At 65.9% G+C, this 23281-nt stretch carries 24 protein-coding genes and 1 tRNA gene; 18 read left to right on the forward strand and 7 right to left on the reverse strand.

What is annotated here, in order from left to right:
* Positions 1–9 precede the first annotated feature (9 nt).
* The 11 genes from B0B01_RS07725 (at position 10) to B0B01_RS07780 (ending at position 8504) form a co-directional block, all read left to right on the forward strand.
* A complete protein-coding gene (locus tag B0B01_RS07725) occupies positions 10–237 on the forward strand; it encodes a hypothetical protein (protein ID WP_076649249.1) in 228 nt (75 codons plus the stop codon).
* Positions 234–1859, forward strand: coding sequence for a terminase large subunit domain-containing protein (locus B0B01_RS07730; protein ID WP_143733025.1), 1626 nt, complete (start codon positions 234–236; stop codon positions 1857–1859). Before B0B01_RS07725 ends, B0B01_RS07730 begins: the two co-directional genes overlap by 4 nt.
* The gene (locus B0B01_RS07735) at positions 1850–2197 is read left to right on the forward strand and encodes an HNH endonuclease (RefSeq protein WP_076649251.1); all 348 of its coding nucleotides are present in this window, start codon (positions 1850–1852) and stop codon (positions 2195–2197) included. The genes B0B01_RS07730 and B0B01_RS07735 overlap by 10 nt, the downstream gene beginning before the upstream one ends.
* On the forward strand, positions 2190–3425 hold the full coding sequence (locus tag B0B01_RS07740; protein ID WP_076649254.1) for a phage major capsid protein: 1236 nt from the start codon (positions 2190–2192) through the stop codon (positions 3423–3425). The genes B0B01_RS07735 and B0B01_RS07740 overlap by 8 nt, the downstream gene beginning before the upstream one ends.
* Positions 3425–3979: an HK97 family phage prohead protease gene (locus B0B01_RS07745; RefSeq protein WP_076649256.1), complete on the forward strand. Its 555-nt coding sequence runs from the start codon at positions 3425–3427 to the stop codon at positions 3977–3979. The genes B0B01_RS07740 and B0B01_RS07745 overlap by 1 nt, the downstream gene beginning before the upstream one ends.
* Positions 3976–5043, forward strand: coding sequence for a phage portal family protein (locus tag B0B01_RS07750; RefSeq protein WP_076650116.1), 1068 nt, complete (start codon positions 3976–3978; stop codon positions 5041–5043). Before B0B01_RS07745 ends, B0B01_RS07750 begins: the two co-directional genes overlap by 4 nt.
* Before the next feature lie 1093 nt (positions 5044–6136).
* Positions 6137–6325, forward strand: a complete 189-nt coding sequence (locus B0B01_RS07760; protein WP_076650117.1) for a hypothetical protein — start codon at positions 6137–6139, stop codon at positions 6323–6325.
* Positions 6322–6669 carry a hypothetical protein gene (locus B0B01_RS07765; protein WP_076649266.1) on the forward strand — a complete coding sequence of 116 codons (348 nt, stop codon included), beginning with the start codon at positions 6322–6324 and terminating at the stop codon, positions 6667–6669. Before B0B01_RS07760 ends, B0B01_RS07765 begins: the two co-directional genes overlap by 4 nt.
* Before the next feature lie 72 nt (positions 6670–6741).
* Positions 6742–7191: a hypothetical protein gene (locus B0B01_RS07770; protein ID WP_076649267.1), complete on the forward strand. Its 450-nt coding sequence runs from the start codon at positions 6742–6744 to the stop codon at positions 7189–7191.
* Between the two features lie 4 nt (positions 7192–7195).
* Positions 7196–7465, forward strand: coding sequence for a hypothetical protein (locus B0B01_RS07775; RefSeq protein ID WP_076649268.1), 270 nt, complete (start codon positions 7196–7198; stop codon positions 7463–7465).
* The gene (locus B0B01_RS07780) at positions 7452–8504 is read left to right on the forward strand and encodes a tyrosine-type recombinase/integrase (protein WP_234967728.1); all 1053 of its coding nucleotides are present in this window, start codon (positions 7452–7454) and stop codon (positions 8502–8504) included. The genes B0B01_RS07775 and B0B01_RS07780 overlap by 14 nt, the downstream gene beginning before the upstream one ends.
* 74 nt (positions 8505–8578) lie before the next feature.
* On the opposite strand, the gene B0B01_RS07785 is transcribed toward B0B01_RS07780, so the two are convergent.
* Positions 8579–8652: transfer RNA gene (locus B0B01_RS07785), tRNA-Cys, on the reverse strand.
* A 279-nt stretch (positions 8653–8931) separates the two neighbouring features.
* Between B0B01_RS07785 and B0B01_RS07790 the strand changes: the two genes are divergently transcribed.
* From B0B01_RS07790 to B0B01_RS07800, 3 genes are all read left to right on the forward strand, one after another.
* The gene (locus B0B01_RS07790; RefSeq protein ID WP_076649269.1) at positions 8932–9585 is read left to right on the forward strand and encodes a protein-L-isoaspartate O-methyltransferase family protein; all 654 of its coding nucleotides are present in this window, start codon (positions 8932–8934) and stop codon (positions 9583–9585) included.
* 68 nt (positions 9586–9653) lie between these two features.
* A complete protein-coding gene (locus B0B01_RS07795) occupies positions 9654–11078 on the forward strand; it encodes a TolC family outer membrane protein (RefSeq protein ID WP_083946098.1) in 1425 nt (474 codons plus the stop codon).
* Positions 11079–11187: 109 nt separating this feature from the next.
* Complete coding sequence (locus B0B01_RS07800) at positions 11188–11709, forward strand: hypothetical protein (RefSeq protein WP_076649271.1); 522 nt, start codon at positions 11188–11190, stop codon at positions 11707–11709.
* 137 nt (positions 11710–11846) lie between these two features.
* On the opposite strand, the gene B0B01_RS07805 is transcribed toward B0B01_RS07800, so the two are convergent.
* Positions 11847–12173 carry a DUF6280 family protein gene (locus B0B01_RS07805; protein WP_076649272.1) on the reverse strand — a complete coding sequence of 109 codons (327 nt, stop codon included), beginning with the start codon at positions 12171–12173 and terminating at the stop codon, positions 11847–11849.
* Between the two features lie 214 nt (positions 12174–12387).
* Here B0B01_RS07805 and efp point away from each other — a divergent pair, with 214 nt between their 5' ends.
* Positions 12388–12951 (forward strand): elongation factor P, encoded by a 564-nt coding sequence (gene efp, locus B0B01_RS07810; protein ID WP_076649273.1) that lies wholly within the window; start codon positions 12388–12390, stop codon positions 12949–12951.
* 33 nt (positions 12952–12984) lie between these two features.
* On the opposite strand, the gene B0B01_RS07815 is transcribed toward efp, so the two are convergent.
* The 4 genes from B0B01_RS07815 to B0B01_RS07830 form a co-directional block, all read right to left on the reverse strand.
* Complete coding sequence (locus B0B01_RS07815; protein WP_076649274.1) at positions 12985–14529, reverse strand: Ppx/GppA family phosphatase; 1545 nt, start codon at positions 14527–14529, stop codon at positions 12985–12987.
* A 68-nt stretch (positions 14530–14597) separates the two neighbouring features.
* Positions 14598–16766: an RNA degradosome polyphosphate kinase gene (locus B0B01_RS07820; protein ID WP_076649275.1), complete on the reverse strand. Its 2169-nt coding sequence runs from the start codon at positions 16764–16766 to the stop codon at positions 14598–14600.
* 49 nt (positions 16767–16815) lie between these two features.
* The gene (locus B0B01_RS07825; RefSeq protein WP_076649276.1) at positions 16816–17496 is read right to left on the reverse strand and encodes a P-loop NTPase family protein; all 681 of its coding nucleotides are present in this window, start codon (positions 17494–17496) and stop codon (positions 16816–16818) included.
* 1 nt (position 17497) lies between these two features.
* On the reverse strand, positions 17498–18616 hold the full coding sequence (locus B0B01_RS07830; protein ID WP_076650119.1) for an AI-2E family transporter: 1119 nt from the start codon (positions 18614–18616) through the stop codon (positions 17498–17500).
* 191 nt (positions 18617–18807) lie between these two features.
* Here B0B01_RS07830 and proS point away from each other — a divergent pair, with 191 nt between their 5' ends.
* The 3 genes from proS (at position 18808) to B0B01_RS07845 (ending at position 22516) form a co-directional block, all read left to right on the forward strand.
* The gene (gene proS / locus B0B01_RS07835; protein ID WP_076649277.1) at positions 18808–20163 is read left to right on the forward strand and encodes a proline--tRNA ligase; all 1356 of its coding nucleotides are present in this window, start codon (positions 18808–18810) and stop codon (positions 20161–20163) included.
* Positions 20164–20556: 393 nt separating this feature from the next.
* A complete protein-coding gene (locus tag B0B01_RS07840; protein WP_076650120.1) occupies positions 20557–21843 on the forward strand; it encodes a lipoprotein-releasing ABC transporter permease subunit in 1287 nt (428 codons plus the stop codon).
* Positions 21836–22516 carry an ABC transporter ATP-binding protein gene (locus B0B01_RS07845; RefSeq protein ID WP_076649278.1) on the forward strand — a complete coding sequence of 227 codons (681 nt, stop codon included), beginning with the start codon at positions 21836–21838 and terminating at the stop codon, positions 22514–22516. The genes B0B01_RS07840 and B0B01_RS07845 overlap by 8 nt, the downstream gene beginning before the upstream one ends.
* Positions 22517–22540: 24 nt before the next feature.
* Here B0B01_RS07845 and B0B01_RS07850 read toward each other — a convergent pair whose 3' ends face one another.
* A complete protein-coding gene (locus tag B0B01_RS07850) occupies positions 22541–23227 on the reverse strand; it encodes a hypothetical protein (RefSeq protein ID WP_076649280.1) in 687 nt (228 codons plus the stop codon).
* Between the last annotated feature and the right edge of the window lie 54 nt (positions 23228–23281).

Below are 23281 nucleotides of genomic sequence, written 5' to 3' on the forward strand. Positions count from 1 at the left end.
GAGGTTGAGATGAAGCGAACCACGAACCACCGCAAGCGGCTGACCAAGATCGCCAAGCGCCACGGCGTCGAGGTCGCGCATGTCAGCAACTGGTACCAGTTGGCCGATCGCTTGACCGATCACTTCGGACTTGCCGGCCGCGCCGACCGCAGCGCGAAACGGTTCTGCTATGAAGTCGCGGAGTGCCTTGGCTGGATCCCCCGCCGCGCGCCCGAACAGAACGAGGCACGCTCATGAGCACGCGCGACCTGTTCGGGGATGGTCCCAATGCCGGCGAAACGTTCGGATCGCAGGACCGGGGGCAGACTGTTCATTTCTCGCTTCTGGAAAAAATCCGGGGAAAGTCGCCGGCGATGCGGGCGATTTCGTTTCTGCGGCAATTGCGGGTGCCCGAGGGCAAAATGGCCGGGAAACCCCTGAAACTGGCCGGGTTTCAGCGGAAATTCATCAAAGGCGCTCTGGCCCCGAAAGTCATGGTCGGCGTGTTGTCGATCGGGAGAGGGAACGCCAAGACCGCGCTTTCGGCCGGTCTGTCGCTCGGCGAGCTGGTCGGCGCTTTTGACGAGGATCCGCAACCGCGCCGCGAGGTGATCTTCGCTGCGAGGAACCGCGACCAGGCGCGCATCGCGTTCGAGTTCCTTCTCGGCTTCATCGCCGGCCTGCCGGAGGCGGATCAGGAGCTGTTCACGATCCGGCGCGGCAGCAAGCTCGAGGTCGAATTCATCGACGGCAGCCTTGCACGCTGCATTGCGGCTGATGGCAAATCCATTCTGGGCGGTGCCCCGACGCTGGCGGTGCTTGACGAGCGCGCCGCATGGGAGCCCGAGAAGGGGGACAATCTTGAAAACGCGATCCTGTCCGGGCTCGGCAAGCGCGATGGCCGGGCGCTGATCATCAGCACCAGCGCGCCGAGCGACAGCAACACGTTCAGCCGCTGGCTCGATGAACCGCCGCCGGGCACATTCGTTCAGGAACACCGCCCCGCCCCTGGCCTGCCGGCCGATGATCTGGACAGCCTGCTTGAGGCGAACCCCGGCGCGGTCGAGGGCATCGGCTCAAGCCCTGAATGGCTGGTGGCCCAGGCGGAACGCGCCATTGCGCGCGGCGGATCGGCGCTTTCCTCTTTCCGCAACCTGAACCGCAATGAGCGCGTCAGCACCGAGGATCGCTCCGTTTTGATCACCGCTGACGAGTGGTTGAGCGCCGAGGTCAACCCCGACGATCTGCCACCGCGCGACGGGCCGGCGATCTTGGGCGTCGATCTGGGCGGTTCGCGCTCCATGTCGGCGGCGGCGTTCTACTGGCCCGAGACCGGGCGGCTGGAAGCGCTCGGCGTGTTCCCGGCGAAGCCCGGCCTTGCGGATCGCGGCGCGGCCGATGGCGTCAGCGATCGCTATGAGCAGATGCACGCGCGCGGCGAGCTGCTGACCATGGGCGAAAACACCGTGCCGACCGGGCCTTTCATGGCCGAGGTTGTGAGGCGTCTCGAGGGTCAGGCTCCGGCGTGCATTGTCGGGGACCGGTTCCGACATGCCGAGTTCATTGAGGCCATGGAAGCGGCCGGCCTGTCGCGCGTGCCGTTCCTCTGGCGCGGCTTCGGCTGGAAGGACGGCTCGGAAGACATCGAGCGGTTCCGCCGCGCGCTGTTTGACGGTGACGTAAAAGTGGCCCCTTCGCTGCTGCTGCGCTTCGCCTTCGCGGATGCGGTGACGCTGGTCGATCCGGCCGGGAACCACAAGCTGGCGAAGGCCCGCAGCCTCGGCCGGATCGACGCGGCGGCGGCATCGGTGCTGGCGGTGGCGCAGGGTGCGCGGATGCTCGCCGCCCCGGCCAGAAAGGCACGGGTCACATGGGCATGACGCATCATCGCCATTCCAAGCGCGTCACCGCGACAAAGCGCTGGCAGGTTCTGCGCCATGCGATCCTCGAGCGCGACGGCTACAAATGCCGCGCCTGCGGCACAAGGCGCGCGCGGCTCGAGATCGACCACATCAAGCCGGTGCGCAGCCACCCGCAGGGCGCGTTCGATCCCGAAAACCTGCAAGCGCTCTGCCCGTCCTGTCACACGAAAAAGACCCGGATCGAGTGCGGACACCCCGCGCCGATCCAATCGCCCGAGCGTGATGCCTGGGCGCAAGCCGTCGCCAGTCTGGCGGCACCACGCAGCAAGCATGAAAAAGGAAAAGACAATGCTTGACAGTATCAAGATCGCCCGGCGGCAAAGCGAAATCCGCCAACAACTGGCCGAGCTTGTCGGCAAGGACAGCCCTTCCGAGGACGAAACCCGCTCGATGGAAACGCTCGATGCGGAATACCGCAGCAATGAGACCCGCTATCGCGCGGCGCTGATTGCCGAGGATACCGAGCGCCGCGAGGCCGGGGCCGAGCTCGAGACCCGTGAGGGCCGGCAGTTTGCCGAACTGGTCGGGCAGTTCGAGTTGCGGCAGGTGGCCCTGTCGCTGGACGAGGGCCGGGCGCTGGACGGCGCGACCGCCGAGGTCGTGCAGGAAATGCGCAGCAAGGGCGGTTATCAGGGCATCCCGATCCCCTTCGCGGCGCTCGAGACCCGCGCGGGCGAAACGGTGGCGGGTGACCAGATCAACCCGAAGGCCATCCGCCCGGTGATCGACCGCATCTTTCCGGGCAGCGTGGCCGAACGTCTGGGGGTTCAGCGCATCAATATCACGCAAGGCGAGGTTGCCTTTCCGGTCGCGACCGATGGCGCGGTGTTCGGCTGGGCGACAAGCGAACTGGGCAATGTCGGCGCGGCGTCCGAATACAAGACCAGCGAACGCAGTCTGAACCCGGATCACACCGGCGGGGCGCAGATGACCATCAGCCGCAAGGCGCTGAAACAGGCGGGCGACGGCCTAGAGGCAGCCATCCGGCGCGATCTGTCGGCGGTCATTGCGACCGAGCTTGACCGCGTGGTGATCAACGGCAGCGGCACGAGCGGCGAGCCTCTGGGCATCATCCCCGGCGCGGGCACCTATGGCATCGCCAGCACCGCCGCCAGCGGCGCGGATTGGGCCGCGTTCCGGGCCGAGATCGTGAGCTTCATGGAAGCCAATGCGATCACGTCGCCGGGCGGCGTCAATCTGGCGCTGACCCCGGCCATCTGGGCTGCGCTTGACGATGCGCTGATCGACGGCACCGCCGTGTCCGAATGGGACCGCCTGACCGGTCATATCGGGCAGCCGGCAACATCGACGGTCATCCCCGACGAAACCGCCATCCTGGCCGCGAATGTCCAGGGCGTTCCGCCCGGCGTGCTCGGCCTCTATGGCGGCGTCGATCTGATCCGCGATGTTTACACCAAAGCGGCATCGGGGCAGCTGGTGCTGACCGGGCTGGTCACGGCGGATTTCACGGTTCCGCGCGGCGTGCAGACCCGCATCCTGACTGACATTGCGGACGGTTCGTGATGCTCTGGGGCGCGGCAATCGGTGGCCTCGAGGTCAGGTCCGAGGGCGGGGCAACCCGCCTTCGGGCAACCTTCCCCTATGGCACAACCGCCGATCTGGCACCGGGCCGGGCCGAGATGTTCGCCCCTCGTGCCTTCGCCGCCCGCATCGAGGCGGGCGAGGAAATCCATCTGCTGGCCGGGCATTCCTATGACCGCCCGCTGGCTTCGACCACGGCGGGCAACCTGATCCTGCGCGACGGTGACGAGGCGCTGACCCTTGAGGCGACGATCGAAGGCGGCACGTCCTGGGCGCGTGACTTCCTTGCGGCGCATGAGGCGGGCTTGATCCGGGGGCTGTCGCCCGGTTTCCGCGTCGATCAGGGCGGCGAGCGGATCGAGCGGCGGAGGAACGGCGTGTTGCGCACGATCACGGCGGCATCGCTGTTCGAGGTCAGCGCCGTCACCCGCCCGGCCTATCCGCAGGCGCAGATTGAGGCCCGCGCATGGGAAACCCATCAGGACCGGCAGCCCGTGCGCGGCCCGGCCTATCATCTTAACAGGTGGCGCGCATGAGCATCCTTGACCTATTCCGTCGCAAGCAGCCGGTCGAGACCCGTGCGAGCGGCACGGGCTACACCGCCGCGCTGATAGCCGCTCGGGAAGGGTGGATCAGCGGCAGCACCGGGCTTGCCGAGTTGACCGGCGCGGTTCAGTCAGCCGTATCCCTCTGGGAAAGCGGGCTGTCCCTGGCCGATGTGAAGGGCACCGACCTGCTGACGCGGCGCACGCTGGCGCTGGCGGCGCGGTCGCTCGCGCTGCGCGGCGAAGCGGTGTTCCTCATTCGTGACCGGCTGATCCCCGTGACGGATTGGGATTTGTCCACCCGGAACGGTGAGCCACACGCATACCGGCTCGGCATCCCCGAGGTCGGCGGCGGGCGCGATGAAACGGCGCTCGCGGGCGAGGTGCTGCACCTGCGCATCGGCTGCGATCCGGCAACCCCCTGGGCGGGCCGCTCGCCGCTGTCACGCGCGAGCCTGTCGGCGCAATTCCTGCACGAGATCGAAACCGCGCTGCGCGACGTGTTCCGCGATGCACCGCTCGGGAGCCTGATCGTTCCGCTGCCCGAGGGCAGCGCCGACGACATGGAAAACCTGCGCCATGCCTTCCGGGGCCGGCGCGGGGCGAGCCTTGTCATCGAGGGCGTGGCGCAAGCGACCGCAGCGGGGTTCAACCCGAGCATCGGCCAGCGCTCGGACCAACTGTCGCCGCACCTGGACAAATCGCTTGCCGACAAGCTGCTGACGGATGCGCGCGGCGCGGTCTGGGCGGCCTTCGGCATCCTGCCGGGGATGATGAACCCGGCGACCACCGGCCCGATGGTGCGCGAGGCGCAACGGCACTTGGCGCAGGTGGTGCTGCAACCCATTGCCGACCTGATCGCCGAGGAAGCCAGCGACAAGCTGGGCGCGAACGTCACCCTCGACGTGGTGCGACCGATGCAGGCGTTCGACCACGGCGGCAAGGCGCGGGCCTTCGGCGCGATGCTGCAGGCCTATGCCACCGCCAAGGAAGCCGGGCTCGACGCGGCGACCCTCGAGGACGCGCTCGCGTTCGTGGACTGGCAGGAGGATTGACGAGACAGGGCCGGGATGCGCCCTGCGGCTCCCCCGCAAAAAGCGTCTGGGATCAGACGGCGAGTGCCCGGCGACCGACATGCCGAAAACCCCGTCATGGCGCGGCCCTTGACGAACTCTCCGAGGGCGCGGCGCAGGCTGCCACGGCGACACCGGGGGCAGCACCACCCGGCGGAGAGGCCGGGTTCAGCCCGCGTTCGGGCAGGGGGCCGGAAGGCATCGGGATGATGCGCCGGCCCCGATTATAGCGCTGTGAACCATATAATTCCGCGTAAAGCTGCGTATAATACTGCCGTTGCACCAATCAACATCAAAAAGGCTAGGCACCATAACAAAATTGGGGGCCAAACTCTTTGTGGGATCATCTGAATCGTTTTCCCCATACCATGCTTCCAACGCACATTAAGCACATATGGAAGCTCTCTTATTGTATCTATCATTGATAAAGTAAAAACCTCATGGCCCGATAAGTTTGGAATTGAAATAACGAGCCGGCCATCCGAGAGGTTGGAAGTAGTATACTGCCTAGGACTCCATATTTCAAAATGTTGTGGAGGATAGTTTAGCACTATTTCAAGGTCTTCGATTGAGGCGCGTCCAGAGTTCTGAAACCAAATTTGCTGCGTGAGGACTGGGAATCTGCCATCCCCACCTAGATTTGGCATTTGGTATTGGTGCTGATGTGATACCGACCAAATAAGCTTGCCGCGGGCAGTCAAGAGCCTTCCTGCGATAGCGGTAAATACCGCAATAATAAGCGCTTGCCCCAAGCCAGTGTTTAGGGTTTCTATAGCCCACTCCATTACTACCCCTTCCGCGCTTCTATCAATTTTCTAATGAACTCGGGCCGCGATGGCACTGGGTCGAGTTTCGCTCGTTCAGCATCTACCCACGCGAGAAGATCGGGCGGCAGTCGGAGCGTGATCGGAGTTGAATTGACCGGTGGTCGCCCCATCCGCTTCTTCTGACTTTCTGGCATTACAAAGTCCTTGACCGCATCAACTAAATGATGGCAGAAAGTAAGCGGGCCGACAAGGTGCAGCAACACCCGGCCGGCCCTGACCAGAAACCGTTCGATAGGAGGAACGATTCCATGGCTATCCAAGCCAATAACACGGGCGCGCTGCCCGTCGCCAGACTTCATGAAATCCACGATTGCCTGAGCCTCGTCCTGGACGCGACCGAGCGGCCGACCCGCTATAGCCAGGCCGAGCGCGAGGCGCGGAGCTATACCCGTGCCGCCCTGCGCCACGTCGAGCGGATGATTGGAGGTGCAGCATGAACCGCCGTTCCTTCCTCGCGGCCGCGCCGGCTGCTGCTGTCACCGGCGCGCTGCCCGCATCGGCCGAGACCGACACGCCGGTGATGCGGTTGTTTCGTGAGTGGCAGCGTCTGGAATCTGCCGCTCATGCTGCCGAGGGCGATGAGTATGAACGGCTTCACGACCTTCGCTGGGAAAATGAAAAACGCATGATCCGCGAACCCAGCCGCAGCGCGCTCGATGTGCTTCTCAAGATCACGGCTTGGACAGGGTTCGGCGAGGGGGACTTGGAGCATGACAGCCCATACATCCCGATCATTTGGGAAGAGGCTCGGGCGTTGGTCAACTCGACGCCACAACGATGAAGTTCACAACTATCCTCTTGCCCCGTCCAATTACCCATGATACCTGTTGTGTGAGACAAGAGGATTTATGCCATGATCACCCCCCATTCTGCCCGTACGAAACTCGCCTGCCAGATCGCTGCGGTTGACCCCGACCGCTTCAACGAGGCCGTCCATGCGGGGAACTACCCATGTGCGCCGCAGACCGCGCGCGGCTCTGCCCGCGTGTTCGACATCGAAGATATGGTTGCCTTGCGCGTTTACAGCCGCTTGCTCAATCAGGAGATTCCCCCGCGCCGGGCCGGCCATATGGCCTGCGGCATCCGGGATGTGCTTCGCCAGCATCCGGGGGCGAACCGTGTCGTTGAAATCATCCTGTCGATGGGCAGCCCCTACTACCTTCGCGCCGAAGACTTTGACTGCGATGCAACGCATATGAGCGGCTTGGACATCATGGAGGTTCGCGAATTTCGCCTGGATTTGATCCGAGAATGCATTGTTCGCGACCTGCATGCGGAAGCCGGGATCATCGGAGAAGAGTGATTCCATGCGCCTGCACCCTCACATTGTTCAGATGATCGGCTTGATCCCTGCTGAGGATCTGGCGGCTTCGTGGGGCTATGCGGGTGCGAACAACGCCTTTCGGGACTTCTGCGTCAAGATGGGCATCAAGCCGGTTCGCCCCGGCTGGTACGACCCGCACCACGTCCGGCACCGGCTGGACGCGGCGCAGGCGATAACCCCGCCTGTGGCTACGACGAGCGCCCCGGCACTGTCACTGGTCGAGCAACGGAGGCTTCGCATTGGCACGCGCTGATCTGCCAAAACACGCTCACCGTGTGAAGCGCATGACCAAGGCGGGCGCGCGCTATCATTTCTATGCATGGCGTGGCGGTCCGAAGTTCTGGACTGACACCCATCGACACCCCACCGACCCGGCGTTTTCCGTTGCCTACGCCGAAGCGGTGAGACGGCCTAAGCAAGACACCTACATGACGCCGCAAATGGTGGACGAATTCCTGTCGAGCGCCGAAATGCCGAAGGGCGCGCGGACCCGCGAGGACTATCGCCTCTGGGCACTGCGATTCGCGGAAGCCTTCAAGGATGACCCGGCCACGATGTTCGAGGAACCGGAGGCGCGGGGCGAGGTGAACAGCTGGCGGGCGAAGTGGAAGCACTCGCCGCGGCAGTATGATTACGCCGGAACCGTGGTGACGCGCATATTGAACTGGGCCTGGAAGGACGCGGGCAAGCTGCGGGTGCACCACTGCGACGGATTCCGCAAGGTCTATGAGGTGGATCGGTCGGAAATCGTCTGGACCCCGGCCTACCGGGAAGTTTTTAACGCGATAGCGCCGGAATGGGTCCGCCGCATTCTCTGCGCAGGCTGCGAAACTGGCTTGCGCCCGGCTGACTTGATCAAGCTGGCATCGACCCATGTCGAGCAGACTCCGCGCGGCCGCCGCCTTCGCGTCAGGACGAACAAACGTAAGCGGCTGGCACATATCCCGATCACGCCCGCGCTTGCCGAGGTGATCGACACGACCCCGCCGGACCGGTTGCTGATCCTCACGAATGCCAACGGCAACCCCTTGACACCGCATCGCGCGTCCGAGGCCGTCCGCCAGTGGCGCGATAAGGCCAAGCTGCCCGATAATCTGCGCCTGTCCGATACACGCGGGACGGCTGCAACGCGCCTGCTGAATGCGGGCCTGTCCCTTGCCGAAATCGCCAATCACATGGGCTGGTCCGTCCGCTATGCGGCGAACGTGATCGAGCATTACGCCCGCGTCTCGCCCGACGAAACCGACGCGGTTCTGGTCAAACTTGCCCAAGCAAAAGGGGGTGTTGCATGAACAAAACTGTAAACGCTGCTGTAAACGGATCAGCCCGCGCACGCGCTGGCGTCATGCAAGTGCTTGAAAGTAAATGGAGGCGAGTACCGGAATCGAACCGGTGTACACGGATTTGCAATCCGCTGCGTCACCACTCCGCCAACTCGCCTCTCGTGGTGCCCGGCCGCATCCGCTGGCAGGTCGCCAGCCACGGCAGGAGGCCGGTTTCGGGGGTCTTCATGGCTTGTTTTGTCCGGGGTCGCAAGCGCTTTCTGAGCGCCGGCAGGTCCGGGAACCGGCGCACCGCGACCGACCGCGCGGGAAAGGCGCGGCGGCGCCTCGGGGGCGCTGCGGCGGAACCGGCATCGAGGTGCGCCGGGCGTTGCCGAAACGGCGGCGATGTGTCAAAAGCCTGAGTCAAGTGACAGCATGGACGGGCCTTGGACAGATGACGGATTTTGCAGAGCGCCGCAACGTGATGGTCGACACGCAGGTGCGGCCTTCGGATGTCACCCGCTTCGGGATCATCAGCGCCATGCTCGAGATGCCGCGCGAGCTTTTCGTGCCGATCAGCCGGCGCGAGGCCGCATATGTGGGCGAAAATCTGCACCTGGGGGGCGGGCGCGTTCTGCTCGAGCCGCGGACCTTTGCCAAGATGCTGGAGGCGCTGGCGCTCGGCCCGGCGGATCTCGTGCTCGATCTGGGGTGCGGCTATGGCTATTCTTCGGCCGTGGCGGCGCGGCTTGCACAGGCGGTCGTCGGGGTCGAATCGAACGAGGAAATGGCCGGCGAGGCGCCGGAAATCCTGGCCGAGACGGGCGCGGACAACGTGGTGATCCAGCAGGCCAACCTTGCCGAGGGGGCGCCGGAACACGGCCCCTATGACGCGATCATGATCCAGGGCGCGGTCGAGCAGGTGCCGGGGCCGATCGCCGAACAGTTGAAAGAGGGCGGACGTATCGTCTGCCTGTTCATGGAAGGCGCGCTCGGCACGGTCCGGCTCGGCATCAAGTCGGGCGGCATACTGGCCTGGCGGCACGAATTCAATGCCACCGCGCCGGTGATCGAGGGCTTTGAAAAACCGCGGGAATTCGCGCTTTGAAGGCGTGAACCCGTCAGAAACAGAACAGGGCAGGCCCGCAGAGGCCGGACGGCAGAAAAGGCAGCGACATGAGCGGATCATTCGGCGCGGGAATGGCGAAAATCACGGGCGTTCTGGCGACGATGGCGCTCCTGCTGGCGGTGCCGCTCCAGGCGCGGGCAGAGAACCTTACCGACGCCATGATCGGCGCTTACAACACCAGCGGGCTGCTTGAACAGAACCGGGCCCTTCTGCGGGCCGCCGACGAGGACGTGGCCGAGGCGATCTCGACCCTGCGCCCGGTGCTCGAATGGAGCGCTTCGGCCTCGCGGTCGCTGTCGCGCTCGCTTTCGGATGTGAGCCCGGATGTCGTCAAGCGGAACATGTCGAATGCCTTTGTCGGTCTGACCGCCGATCTTCTGCTGTTCGACAGCGGCGGGCGGCGCCACGCGATCAATGCCGCCAAGGAAACGGTGCTGGCCACCCGGCAGACGCTGATCTCGATCGAGCAGGATGTGCTGCTGCGTGCGGTCGCGGCCTATTTCAACGTGGTTCTTCAGCAGCAGATCGTTTCGCTGCGGGAAAACAACCTCAACCTGCTGGACGAGGAATTGAGCGCCACGCAGGACCGGTTCGAGGTCGGCGAGGTCACGCGCACCGACGTGGCGCTGGCCGAATCGCGCCAGGCGGCGGCCCGCAGCAACCTGGTCGCGGCGCGGGGCGATCTGGACAACGCGCGCGCCGAATATCTGGCGGCGGTCGGGCACGAGCCCCAGAACCTGGTTCAGCGCCTCGATCTGCCGGGAGCGCCGGCCAGTTCTGATGCGGCAACCGCGGTGGCGGTCCGGAGTCATCCCGACATTCTGGCCGCGCAGCGGCAGGTGACCGCTTCTGAGTACAATGTGCGCCGCGCCGAAAGCGCCATCGGCCCCAAGGTCGCGCTGCGGGGTGATGTGGGCATGCGCGAAAACCTTACCGGCTCCGGCTATGAGCGCGACGCGACGGTTTCGCTCAATCTCAGCCAGCCGATCTATCAGGGGGGCGGCCTGAACGCGCAGGTGCGCCGGGCGATGGCCACCCGCGACAGCATCCGTGCGAGCCTGCTTACCGCGCAGGAAAATGTCGCCCTGAACGCGACCAACGCCTATGTCCGCTTCGATGTCGCGCGGTCGAGCCTGAGCGCCACGGGCGAGCGTATTCGTGCCGCGCAGGTGGCCTTTGACGGCATCCGCGAAGAGGCGCGGCTGGGCGCGCGCACCACGCTTGACGTGCTGCAGGCCGAACAGGAACTGCTCGACGCCCGGACCGAACAGCTTTCGGCACGGGCCGAGGAATCGATCGCGGCCTATCAGCTTCTGGCGGCACAGGGGCTTCTGACGGTCGATCATCTGAACCTTGCGGTGCAGGTCTATGACCCGACGCTTTATTACAACATGGTCAAGGATGCACCGAGCCGGATTTCGAAACAGGGGCGCGACCTGGATCGCGTCCTGAAGGCGCTCGGCAAGGAATGACATCCGCGAGGATGGTCCTGGGGACGAGTGCGTCCAACGATTGTGCGGCCGGGGCGGATTGATTACACTTCGCCGCGCCGGAGACAGGGCGGCGGCCGAGGGGAAAGCGATGTCCGATCCCGCGAAACAGACCGAGATCGAGGATGTGCTGTCCTCGATCCTGCGCCTTGTCTCGGACGATCGCGAACCGCCGGCCGGGCCGCCGGAGCAAAAGCTGCTGCTGACCCCGTCGCTCCGCGTCGCCGCGGAGCCGGGCACGGAAGCGGGGGCCCAAGAGGTGGCCGGGCAGCCGGAAGAAAGGTCATCCCTGCTCGCGGCGACGGCGGCGGCCATCGAGGTCGCGCTTTCCCAAGGCGACGATGCGGAATGGGAACCTGACGACGCCGGGGCCAATCTGCGGGCGCGGATCAATTTCGGCACCACCCCCGAAGACGACTCCCGGGCCGCGCAGGCGCTGGGCGGAACAGGCGATGCGGTGCCGGAGATCGACCCGGACGCGCTCCGCCCGCTGGTGGCGGAGATGCTGCGCGAGGAATTGCGCGGCGCGCTGGGCGAACGGATCACCCGCACCGTGCGAAAGCTCGTGCAGCAGGAGGTGCACCGGATCCTGACGGCGCGCGGCCTGGACTGAGGCGCGCCCGAGCGGTGGACGGATCCACGACGCCCTGAAATGCCCTCGCGATGCTTGATGGGGGTGCCGAATATACGGAAAGCGCGCCACAGGCGCGCTTTTCCGATCTGCAGGCGTTGCTGACAGGTGCCTTTGGATCAGGCGGCTGCGGCTTCTTCCTGTCTGGCGGCCATGCGCCGTTCGCTTTCCTCGCGAGAAAGCGCAACCGAGGTGCGGACACCGCGTCCGACAAAGGCCATCAGCCCCGAGACCACGCGTTCGTTCGGGTCGATCCCGGCACAGGACAGGATTTCGCGCCCGTCGCGCGACCGTGCCCAGCGGGCGATCTGCTCGGGCCCGTTGCCGTATTTCTTGTCGTCGGCAATCGCGTCGTCGAGAGCTGCCAGAACCACGGCAGCAAACAGTTTCCGGGCACGGTTCCCCTGTTCGTTGTTAAAGGCCGTGCCATCCACGAAATCAGTCATCGTGTTTCCCTTGTCATTATTGCTCTTGTTATTTCTGCTTTTCGCCTCTTATGGCGGATGTGGAGCGATTCGGATACCCCGCACACGAATAGCCCCCATGCGTCAGACGCATGGGTTTCTGCGTGCGCAGCACGAGATGGGCGTATTGCTACAGCCCGGTCAGCCATATATAGCTGCGGCATATTCGATATCAAGATTCTGACAAGGTGAATGAATGGCCAAGATCAACGGAAACGAGATTCGGCCCGGCAACGTTCTTGAACATAACGGCGGTCTCTGGGTTGCGGTCAAGGCCGAGCATGTGAAGCCCGGAAAGGGCGGGGCCTTTGCCCAGGTGGAGCTGCGCAATCTGCGCAACGGCAGCAAGCTCAACGAACGCTTCCGCAGCGCCGACAAGGTCGAGCGCGTGCGGCTCGAACAGCGCGACATGCAGTTCCTTTACGAAAACGACGGCATGCTGATCTTCATGGATGCTCAGACCTATGACCAGGTCGAACTCCCCAGCGACATCCTGGGCGAGCGCCGGCCGTTCCTGCAGGACGGCATGACGATCCAGGTCGAATTCCACGAACAGGAAGCGCTGAACGCCACCCTGCCGCAGAAGGTGACCTGCCGGGTGGACGAGACCGAACCCGTGGTGAAGGGGCAGACCGCCGCCAACAGCTTCAAGCCGGCGACGCTCGACAACGGCATCAAGATCATGGTTCCGCCCTTCGTCGGCCCGGACGAGGACATCGTGGTCAACACGGAGACCATGGAATATTCCGAACGCGCCTGAACCGCTGCCGCCCGCCGGACGCGGGGCCGGAATTCAGGCGCGCAGGCGCAGGGCGGGTTCGGCCTCGAGCGAGCGGGCAAGCGAGCGGAAGCGTGCCTCGGCCGCCTCGCCGTAAAGGGCGCTCGCGGCGCGGGTCAGATGCAGTTCAAGCACCCGCTTGCGGGGAAACCAGCGCAGCGCGGCCATGGGCGAATCCTTCTGCATCCAGAGCATGGCGCCGAAGCGCATCGCCTTGCCGAGGATGACCGCTTCGCGGCGGCCCCGTTCGTCCAGCAGATCGCAGAGCCGCTCAAAGCGGGTGCCTTCGCTCTTGTTCGAATAGCGATACAGCAGCGCCATGCCCAGAAACACGCGCTCGGAATGGTCGAGCCCGCCAAGGTTGGCGCGGGTCGCGTTGTCGAAACAGACCTCGGCGCGATAGTTCGGATGCGCCCGCCAGCTCACGTCATGCAGCAGACAGGCGGCCTTGATCAGCCGGATGCGCGATTCGGGCACGGATTTGAACAGCGGCATGACGAAGTTGAACAGGGTCTTGCCGAAACCCGGCATGCGCGCGTCCTTGGCTTCGGAGAAGTGGCAGGATTCGATCAGTGGATCGCGCTCGCGGATATGCTGGGGCATATGTTCGTAAAGCAAACCCTCGCGGATGCCGTAGCTTGAAATCGCCACGTCGCGGGGGCGGAATTCGCGCAGAAGCCGGATCAGCACATCCATGGCGATCGGCACCAGCGCGAGCCGCGCCGCGGAAACACCGCTCAGGCGCCGCAGCCGGTCGGGGGCGGTTTCCTCGATGAAACGCTGGGTCTCGCGCAGGGCGCGCGTGCTCATGCGGTATTCATGCAGCACCGGCAGGGGATAATTACGCCGCGCCATGTCGATCTGGGCGATGGCGCGCCAGCTTCCGCCGACCAGGAACAGGCGGTCCCGCTGCGGCCCCATATGTTCGGCCATGGCCCGCACCAGCGTCTTGATATGGGTCTCGCGCCCCTTGCGCCCGCCCGGCAGATGGGTGAGGCGAAGCGGGCCGAGCGGCGCCGAAAGCCGCTTGCCGATGCGGCCGGCGTTCACCTCGGCCAGTTCCATCGAGGCGCCGCCAAGGTCGCAGACGAGCCCGTGCGCCCCCGGCCAGCCAAGCAGCACGCCCTGCGCGGAAAGCCGGGCCTCTTCGTTGCCGTCGATGACCCAGAGCCGGATGCCGGTCTCGCGCAGCACCTCGTTGCGGAATTCGGCACCGTCGCTCGCCTCGCGAACCGCGGCGGTGGCAACGGCGGTGAGCGGCGGCAGCCCGATCCCCTCGGCCAGTTGCTGAAAGCGGCGCAGCGCCCCGAGCGCCCGCAGCTTTCCCTCGGGGTTCAGCAGGCCGCTTTCCGCAAGCCCGGCGCCAAGCCCGCACATGACCTTTTCGTTGTAGAAGAATGCCGGCGACCGCGCCGCCCCGTCAAAGATGACGAGCCGCACCGAGTTCGAGCCCACGTCCACCACCCCGACCCGCGACAGCGCGCGTGCGCTTGGCGAATCGAACAGCGCATGACCGAACGGATCCCATCCCGGCGTCGCCGCTTGCGCCTGGTCATTCATGTCTTGCTCACCCCCCGGTGATCCGTGCGCAGAATGCGAAATTGGCGGGCATCACGCAAGCGTTGTGCTCAGTCCGCCGCCGGGGTCAGCCGCGGTACATCCGCCGCGCCCGCCGATCCGCGCCCGGACAGCGAAGGATGCTCCATGAAGAAGCGATGGCAGTTGAAGGCCGATTCGGAGCAGGGCGGGCGGCGAAAGCTGCCATCCGGCGCCATCACCCAGCTTTGCGCCACGTCGGAGAGATTCGCCGCCATGATCTGCCCGACGATCTGTGCCCGCACGGTGGGGTTCTCGATCTCGACCATGGCTTCGACCCGGCGCGAGAAATTGCGCCCCATCCAGTCGGCCGAGGACAGGAACACCCGGGCCCGCCGCCCCGGCAACCCGTATCCGTTGCCGAAACAGATGATGCGGGAATGTTCCAGAAACCGCCCGACGATGGACTTGACGCGGATGTTCTCGCTCAGCCCCCTGATGCCGGGGCGCAGCCCGCAGATGCCGCGCACGATGAGCGAGATCCTGACGCCTGCGTTGCTGGCGCGGTACAGCGTGTCGATCACCTCGGAATCGATCAGCGCGTTCATCTTGGCCCAGATCTCGCCCGGACGCCCGGCTTTTGCATGGGCAATCTCGATCTCGATCAACTCGAGCAGGCGCGATTTCAGGTCGATCGGCGAAATGGCGAGGTTTTCCAGCGCCTCGGGCTCGGCATAGCCCGAGATGAAGTTGAAGACTCGCGTGAGATCCCGCCCGATCGCCCGGTCGCAGGTGAACAGCGAAAGGTCCGAATAGATGCGCGCGGTGATCGGGTGATAATTTCCGGTGCCGAAATGGGTGTAGGTGACAAGCTGATCGCCCTCGCGGCGCACCACGGTCGAAAGCTTCGCATGGGTCTTGAGGTTGATGAACCCATAGACCACATGCGCTCCGGCGCGTTCCAGGCGGCGCGACTGGCGGATGTTCGCGGCCTCGTCGAAGCGCGCCTTGAGCTCGATCGAGGCGGTGACCGACTTGCCGTTCTCGGCCGCTTCGCAAAGCGCGCCGACGATCGGGCTTTCGTGCGAGGTGCGATAGAGCGTCTGCTTGATCGCCACCACGTCCGGGTCCCGCGCCGCCTGCTGGAGGAACCGCACCACCATGTCGAAGCTTTCGTAGGGGTGGTGCAAAAGCATGTCCTTCTGCCGGATCGCGGCAAAAAGGTCGCCCTCGTGATCGCTCACCCGTTCGGGGATGCGCGGGCTGAACGGCGGCCAGAGCAGGTCGGCGGGGCCGGCCTGCACCAGTTCAGCCAGGTCCGATATGCCGAGCATCCCCTCGAATTCGACCAGTTGCCCGGCGCCCACGTCAAGCTGCTGCATGATGATCGCCAGCAGCCGCGCCGGTGCGCCGGCGGTATGGGTCATGCGCACCACCTTGCCGCGGCGGCGGCGCTTGAGCGCGATCTCGAATTCCCGCACGAGGTCTTCGGCGTCTTCTTCAAGTTCCAGGTCGCTGTCGCGCAGCACCCGGAAGGCAAAATGCGCCTGCAGCCGATAACCGGGGAACAGCTCGCCGAGCTTGAGCAGCAGCAGCCGTTCGAGCGGAAGGAAGCGGCGCCCGGCCCCGTCCCGCGGCAATTCGATGAAACGGTCGATCTGTCCCGGGATCGGCAGCAGCGCCTGCAGCGGGTGGTTGTCGCGGATGCGCTCAAGCTGCAGCGCCAGCGCGAACCCCGCATTCGGGATGAAGGGGAACGGATGCGCCGGGTCGATGGCCAGCGGCGAGAGCACCGGAAAGACGCGTTCGACGAAAAGCTCGTCGAGATAGGCCAGTTCGGGCTCGGTCAGCGGGCCGCTCTGCAGCAGCGAGATGCCGTTGTCCTCCATCTCGGCGGCGAGGCGGGTCAGGCTCTGCTGCTGGGCCTGCATGAGGCGGCGCGCCTCTTCGTCGATCAGGGCAAGCTGCTCGGCCGGGGTGAGCCCGTCGGCGGCCGGGGTGACGTGGCCGGTGCGCGCAAGTTCGCGCAGGCCGGCCACCCGGACGGTATAGAATTCGTCGAGGTTGCTGGCCGAGATCGACAGGAACCGCAGCCGCTCGAGCAGCGGCACGCGCGGGTTGTCGGCCTCTTCCAGCACCCGCCAGTTGAAGCCGAGCCAGCTCAGTTCGCGGTTGTAGAACCGCCCGGGCCCGGCGATGTCGAGGTCGGGCAGGCTGACCGCCTCGGGGAAGGGATGTTCGAGAAAATCCGCCTCAGTCATGCCTTATGCGCCTGCCCGGGTAGTGATTGATGATTGCCGCGGTGCCAGCCTAACTGCCGGAGGGACGGGCGCCAAGCAGTTGCACCGCCAGCGCCCGCCCGACCGGGCGCCCGCTTGCCAGTGCCGCGCGGTCAAGCGCCGCGACCATCTCTGCCGCCGCGGCAAAGGAGCGGTCGATACGCGTCACGAGATAGGGGATGAGATCCGGGCGCGGGGTGATCTGCCGATCCGCGAACAGCTTGGCCAGCACCGCCGAAAGCAGCGCATCATCGGGTGCCATGAGCGCGGCCAGCGGTGCGGCCTCGAGCCGGCTTTGCAGGTCGGGCAGGACAAGCCCCCAGTCGCGCGGCGCGCCCCGCCCGGTGACGAGCAGCCATTGCCGCCCGGCAAGCAGCAGGTTGTGAAGGTGGAACAGCGCCTCTTCGGCGGCACGGTCGCCAGCGGCCTCCGGTGCGTCCTCGATCACGGTCGCGCCGGTGGCAAGGCTGGCGATGTCCTGCCCGGCCAGGTCGCGCGCGGCAATGATCCGCGCCGCGGCAGGCCCCGCCCAGACATGGGCAAGGTGGGTCTTGCCCGACCCCGCCGGCCCCGACAGCACGAGCTTGCCGCCGTCGGTCCCGGTGGCGCGGTCGATCATCGCCACGGCAAGCGCGTTTGCCGGCGAGACGAAGAAATCGCTCCGCCCCAGCGCCGGCTTCGCGGGCAGGTCGAAAGGCAGTTGCTGCGGCATGTCAGGGCGCGTCCTGCTCCGGCAGGACGGGCGGGGACAGGGCGGAATCTTCCGTGCCGAGTTCCGGGTCGGTGGGCCCGAGATAAAGGCTGCTGGTCAGGTATTTCTGCACGAGGAAGCGCACGATCACCCCGAGCGCCGCCATCAGCGGCACCGCGACCACCATCCCGGCAAAGCCGAACAGCGCCCCGAATACCGAGATCGACAGCAGCAGCCAGACCGGGTGCAGCCCGACCGAATCCCCGACCAGCTTGGGCGTGAGGAAATTGCCCTCGACCGCCTGGCCGATGACGAAGATCACCGTGACCGCCGCCACCCAGCCCCAGTCGCCCCAGAACTGGAACAGCGCCAGCCCGATCGCCAGGATTCCGCCCAAGATCGTGCCGAGGTAGGGGATGAAGGTCAGGATGCCGGCGATGAACCCGACCACCAGCCCGAAGGACAGTCCGACCGCCGTGAGCGCGATCGCGTAATAGGTGCCGAGGATCAGACAGACCAGCCCCATGCCGCGCAGGAAGCCGGCCAGCGACCGGTCGATTTCATGTGCAAGCCGGCGCAGCACCGGCGCATGTTCGCGCGGCAGCAGGTCGTCGATCCGCGCGACCATGCGATCCCAGTCGAGCAGCATGAACACCGCCACCACCGGCGGCACCACCAGCAGGATGCCGATGCCGACCACCGAACCGACCGAGCCGATCACGGTCTTGAACAGCTCGGGGCCCTGTTCCTTCATCGCCTCGCCGACGGAATCGAGCGCATCGCGCAGCGGCCCGCCCTGGTCGAGCGCATGGGGGAAGCGGGCCTCCAGCCCGCTCTGGAGCCGGGCGATGAGCTCGGGCGCCGTCGTCACCAGTTCGGCCGCCTGCGCGATCAGCGTCGGCAGAAGCAATCCGCCCGCGACCAGCAGGATCACCACCGCCACGATGGTGATCACCGCCGTCGCCAGCCCGCGCGACAGCCCCCAGGCCTCCAGCCGGTCGGCGAGCGGGTCGAGGAAATAGGCGATCGCAAAGCCAAGGGCGAAGGGCAGCAGCACATTGCCGAGCAGCCACAGCACCAGCACCAGCAGCAGCGCGCCGATGCCCCAGTATTTCAGTTGATCGCGCGCCGAAAGAGCCATGCCGATCCAATCCATTTGCGGTCTGGTCACTTTGCCCAAAGGCGGGAAGGTTGCAAGTGCGCAGGCGCGCGGGCGGGCCGAGCGCTGCGGGAAAGCATCATGTTGCGGCCGTCCGATTGCGCGATTGCCTGCCTGTGCGCTTTCGCATAGATCCGGGCCACCACGAACAGCCCCGAAAGGTTCCGCCCGCGATGCGCCTCACCCGCTATTTCCTGCCCGTGCTGAAGGAGACCCCCTCCGAGGCGCAGATCGTGAGCCACCGTCTGATGCTGCGTGCCGGCATGATCAAGCAGGCCGCCGCCGGAATCTATTCCTGGCTGCCGCTCGGCTACAAGGTGTTGCGCAACATCGAACGGATCGTCCACGAGGAGCAGATCCGCGCCGGCCATATCCCGATGCTGATGCCGACCCTGCAATCAGCGGAGCTCTGGCGCGAATCCGGGCGCTATGACGACTATGGCGAAGAGATGCTGCGCATCACCGACCGCCACGGGCGCGACATGCTTTATGGCCCCACCAACGAAGAGCTGATCACCGACATCTTCCGCAGCCATGTCGGCAGTTACCGCGACCTGCCGCTGACGCTTTATCAGATCCAGTGGAAGTTCCGCGACGAGATCCGCCCCCGCTTCGGCGTCATGCGCGGGCGCGAATTCCTGATGAAGGACGGCTACAACTTCGACCTGACGAAGGACGACGCGCTTCACGCCTATAACCGCCACATGGTCAGCTATCTGCGCACCTATGAACGCATGGGCCTGCGCGCGATTCCGATGCGCGCGGATTCGGGGCCGATCGGGGGCGAGAACACCCATGAATTCCTGGTGCTGGCCGAAACCGGCGAATCCGAGGTGTTCTATGACGCCGCGATCCTGAACCTCACCCTTGGCGAACGCAGCGTCGATTACGACAGCCGCGAGGAATGTTCCGAGATCGTGCGCGAGTGGACCTCGCCCTATGCCCGCACCGACGAGACCCACGATGCGGCCCTGTTCGAGCGCATCCCCGAAGCCCGCCGCCGTCAGAGCCGGGCCATCGAGGTGGGGCAAATCTTCTATTTCGGCACCAAGTATTCCGAACCCATGGGCGCCGTGGTGCAGGGGCCGGACGGCCAGCAGGTTCCGGTGCACATGGGCAGCCACGGCATCGGCGTGTCGCGCCTTCTGGGGGCGATCATCGAAGCGAGCCACGACGACAATGGCATCATCTGGCCCGAAGGCGTCACGCCGTTCCATTGCGGCATCATCAACCTGCGGCAGGGCGATGCCGAGGCCGACGCCGCCTGCGAGCGCATCTATGCGGCGCTGGTGGCGGCGGGGCTCGACCCGCTTTATGACGACCGCGACGAGCGCGCGGGGGGCAAGTTCGCCACCATGGACCTGATCGGCCTGCCGTGGCGCATCACCGTCGGCCCGCGCGGGCTCAAGAACGGCGTGGTCGAGCTCACCTCGCGCCGCAGCGGCGAAAGCGAGGAACTTTCCCCCGAAGAAGCCGTGCGCCGGGTGGTGGAGATTTACGCACGACCGGGTGAACAGGCGGGCCGGTGAACAGGCGGGCACCTTTCCCCGTTCCGCAGCGGGGCGCCCGCTCCGGGGCCATCCTGCGCGGATGAAACGTCCCGGGGGCTGCCCGCGCCGGGCCGGCGTGGGGCTTTTTCAAACCGGTCAATGATGTCATGGTCCGGGCGCACCGGTTCCCCGTGGGGTCGAAGGCGCTGCATCACCGGCGGGGCCGCGACCGGCTGACCTCTCGGACTGCCAGGGGATGGCCCGCGGCTTGTGCGGGATGGCGGGCTTGTCGGCATGGTGCCGCCGGCGGCGGAACTCGGCACCGATCGCCGAGTTATCCGGCTTGACCGCGCTGCGCTGTCGCCGCAGGTAGGCACGGATAAAGCCACCAGCACCGCCACCATCCGAGGCACGATCTGCCCCATGTCGCCCATGTCCCGCACACCACCCCCCTTTGCCCGTTTCGAGTGGATGATCGCCTGGCGCTATCTGCGGGCACGCCGGGCCGAGGGTGGCGTCAGCGCCATGACCTGGATCAGCCTCATCGGCATCACGCTTGCGGTTTTCGCGCTGATTGCCACGCTCGCCGTGCGCTCGGGGTTCCGCGCGGAATTCGTGAACACGATCCTCGGCGCGAATGCGCATGTGACCGTCTACAGCGCCGGGCAGGTGGATGAACAGGGCCGGGTCAGCCGCACCATCGCCGATTACGGCGATTGGGCGGAACGGGTCGCGGCCGTGCCCGGAGTGACCCGTGTCGCCCCGCTCGTGAAGGGCCAGGTGATGATCACCGCGCAGGGGCGCAACGCCGGGGTCGAGGTGTTCGGCATCCAGGCGGACGACCTGAAAAGCCTGCCGGGCATTGCCGGAAGCGACGAGGCGCAGGGCGATCTGGGCCGCTTCGACGAAGGCATTGCCATCGGCACCGGGGTCGCGCGCGAACTCGGCGTGCGGGTCGGGGACCGGATCAGGCTGATTTCGCCCGACGGGGTCAAGACCGCCTTCGGCACCAGCCCGCGCATCAACGCCTATGAGGTGGTCTATATATTCTCGGCCGGGCGCTACGACATCGACCGCACCCGCGCCTATCTGCCCTTTGCCGAGGCGCAATCCTATTTCAACCGCGAGGGCGTCGCGGACGAACTCGAGGTCATGGTGCAGGATCCCGAGAACGTCGAGCCGATCGCGCTTGCGATCCAGCGCGCGGCGGGCGGTGATGCGCTGGTCTGGACCTGGCGCGATGCCTCGGGCGGATTTCTGCGCGCGCTCGATGTCGAGGACAACGTGATGTTCGTGATCCTTTCGATCCTTGTGCTGATCGCCACCATGAACATCGTTTCCGGGCTGGTCATGCTGGTCAAGAACAAGGGCAGCGACATCGGCATCCTGCGCACGATCGGCCTTTCCGAGGGGTCGGTGATGCGGGTGTTCTTTCTCTGCGGGGCGCTGACCGGGCTGGTCGGCACGCTGATGGGCGTGATTCTGGGCTGCCTGTTCGCGATCTATATCGACCCGATCTTTTCCTTCGTGAACTACGTGATGGGCGGAGGGGTCTGGGATCCGTCGATCCGGGGCATCTACAACCTGCCGGCGGAACTGCGGGCGGGGGATGTGCTTTCGGCGGTGGCGCTGTCGCTCGGGCTGTCCTTCCTCGTCACCATCTTTCCGGCGCGGCGCGCGGCGCGGCTCAATCCGGTGGAGGCGCTGCGCTATGAATGAGCCGGTCCTGAGCATCGAGGGTCTGGAAAAGACCTATAACCGCGGCCGTCCGGGCGAGGTGGCGGTGCTGCGCGGCATCGACCTGTCGCTTGCGCGGGGCGAGGTCGCGGCCCTGGTCGCCCCGTCGGGGGCCGGGAAATCGACATTGCTGCATATCGCCGGGCTGCTTGATGTGCCCGATTCGGGGCGCGTGATGATCGGCGGGCAGGACATGGCGCGCGCGAGCGGGCGGGTGCGCACCGGGGTGCGGCGGCGCGACATCGGATTCATCTATCAGTTTCACCATCTCCTGCCCGAATTCAGCGCCGTCGAGAACATCATGCTGCCGCAGCTTGCCGACGGGGCGGCCCGGGGGGAGGCGCAGGCGCGGGCATTCGATCTGCTTGAAAGCGTCGGCATCCGCAATCGTGCGCAGCACCGCCCCGCGGCCCTGTCCGGGGGCGAGCAGCAGCGTGTCGCCTTCTGCCGCGCGCTTGCGAACCGCCCGCGGCTTCTGCTTGCGGACGAGCCGACCGGAAACCTTGACCCGGCGACCTCGGACCAGGTGTTCGCGGCGCTCATGGAACTGGTGCGCGGCAGCGGGCTCGCGGCGCTCATTGCCACCCACAACATGGACCTTGCCGCGCGCATGGACCGGGTTCTGCGGCTCGAGGCGGGCGTTCTGGCCGAGTGAATCCCGCATCCGCGCCAGCCCGGTTCAGTCGCAGATGCCGCCGACCTCGGCCCCGCTCCAGGGAAGCAGCACGTCATGTTCGCGCGCGCCGGGCAGATCCGAGACCGGGAAGGCGCGGCTCAGCATCTCGTGCAGGCGCTGTGTGCGCGCGGCCTTCGGGGCGAGGGCGCGGCAGCAGATATATTCCTCGACCACCGCGCCCTGCTGCTCGAAGCCGTAATCGAGGAAATCCGGCGTGCCCTCGATCTCGAACAGATAGGGGTCTTCGGTGGTGCGATGTTCGCGCAGGGCGGCAAGCGGGCTGTATCCGGTGCGGGACCGGTTCTGCCACTGCCAGACATGGGTCAGTTCGTGGCCGAGCAGCATCGCCTGAACAAGGTCGATCATGCCGGGGTAATCCGCCATGAAGTCGTCGGAATACCATTCGCGCGTGAACAGCACATGGTTGAAAAGCGTCATCGCCGCCGGCTTGGTGGTCACGTATTCCCGGGTGACGGGCGGAAGCATGCGCTCGCGGCAGGTGGTGCGCGGGCGCTGCGGATAGCGGAACGTGACCGGAGCGAGCGGCGCCCCCCTGACCAGGCGCACCTTGCCGGTATCAAGGCCGCTGCCGTGGAGCGCCCGGGCGAAATCGGTCTCATTCGGCGTCAGTTCACGCCCGCAAGCGGCAAGGACCATGAGCGTCACAATGAAAAGGGCGGTCCGGGCCATGATCGGGCAAATCCTGCGGCGGGTGTAAAGCGGCTGCCCTTCGGTGCCTGCCCG

Source organism: Pontibaca methylaminivorans, assembly GCF_900156525.1.
Classification (GTDB): domain Bacteria; phylum Pseudomonadota; class Alphaproteobacteria; order Rhodobacterales; family Rhodobacteraceae; genus Pontibaca; species Pontibaca methylaminivorans.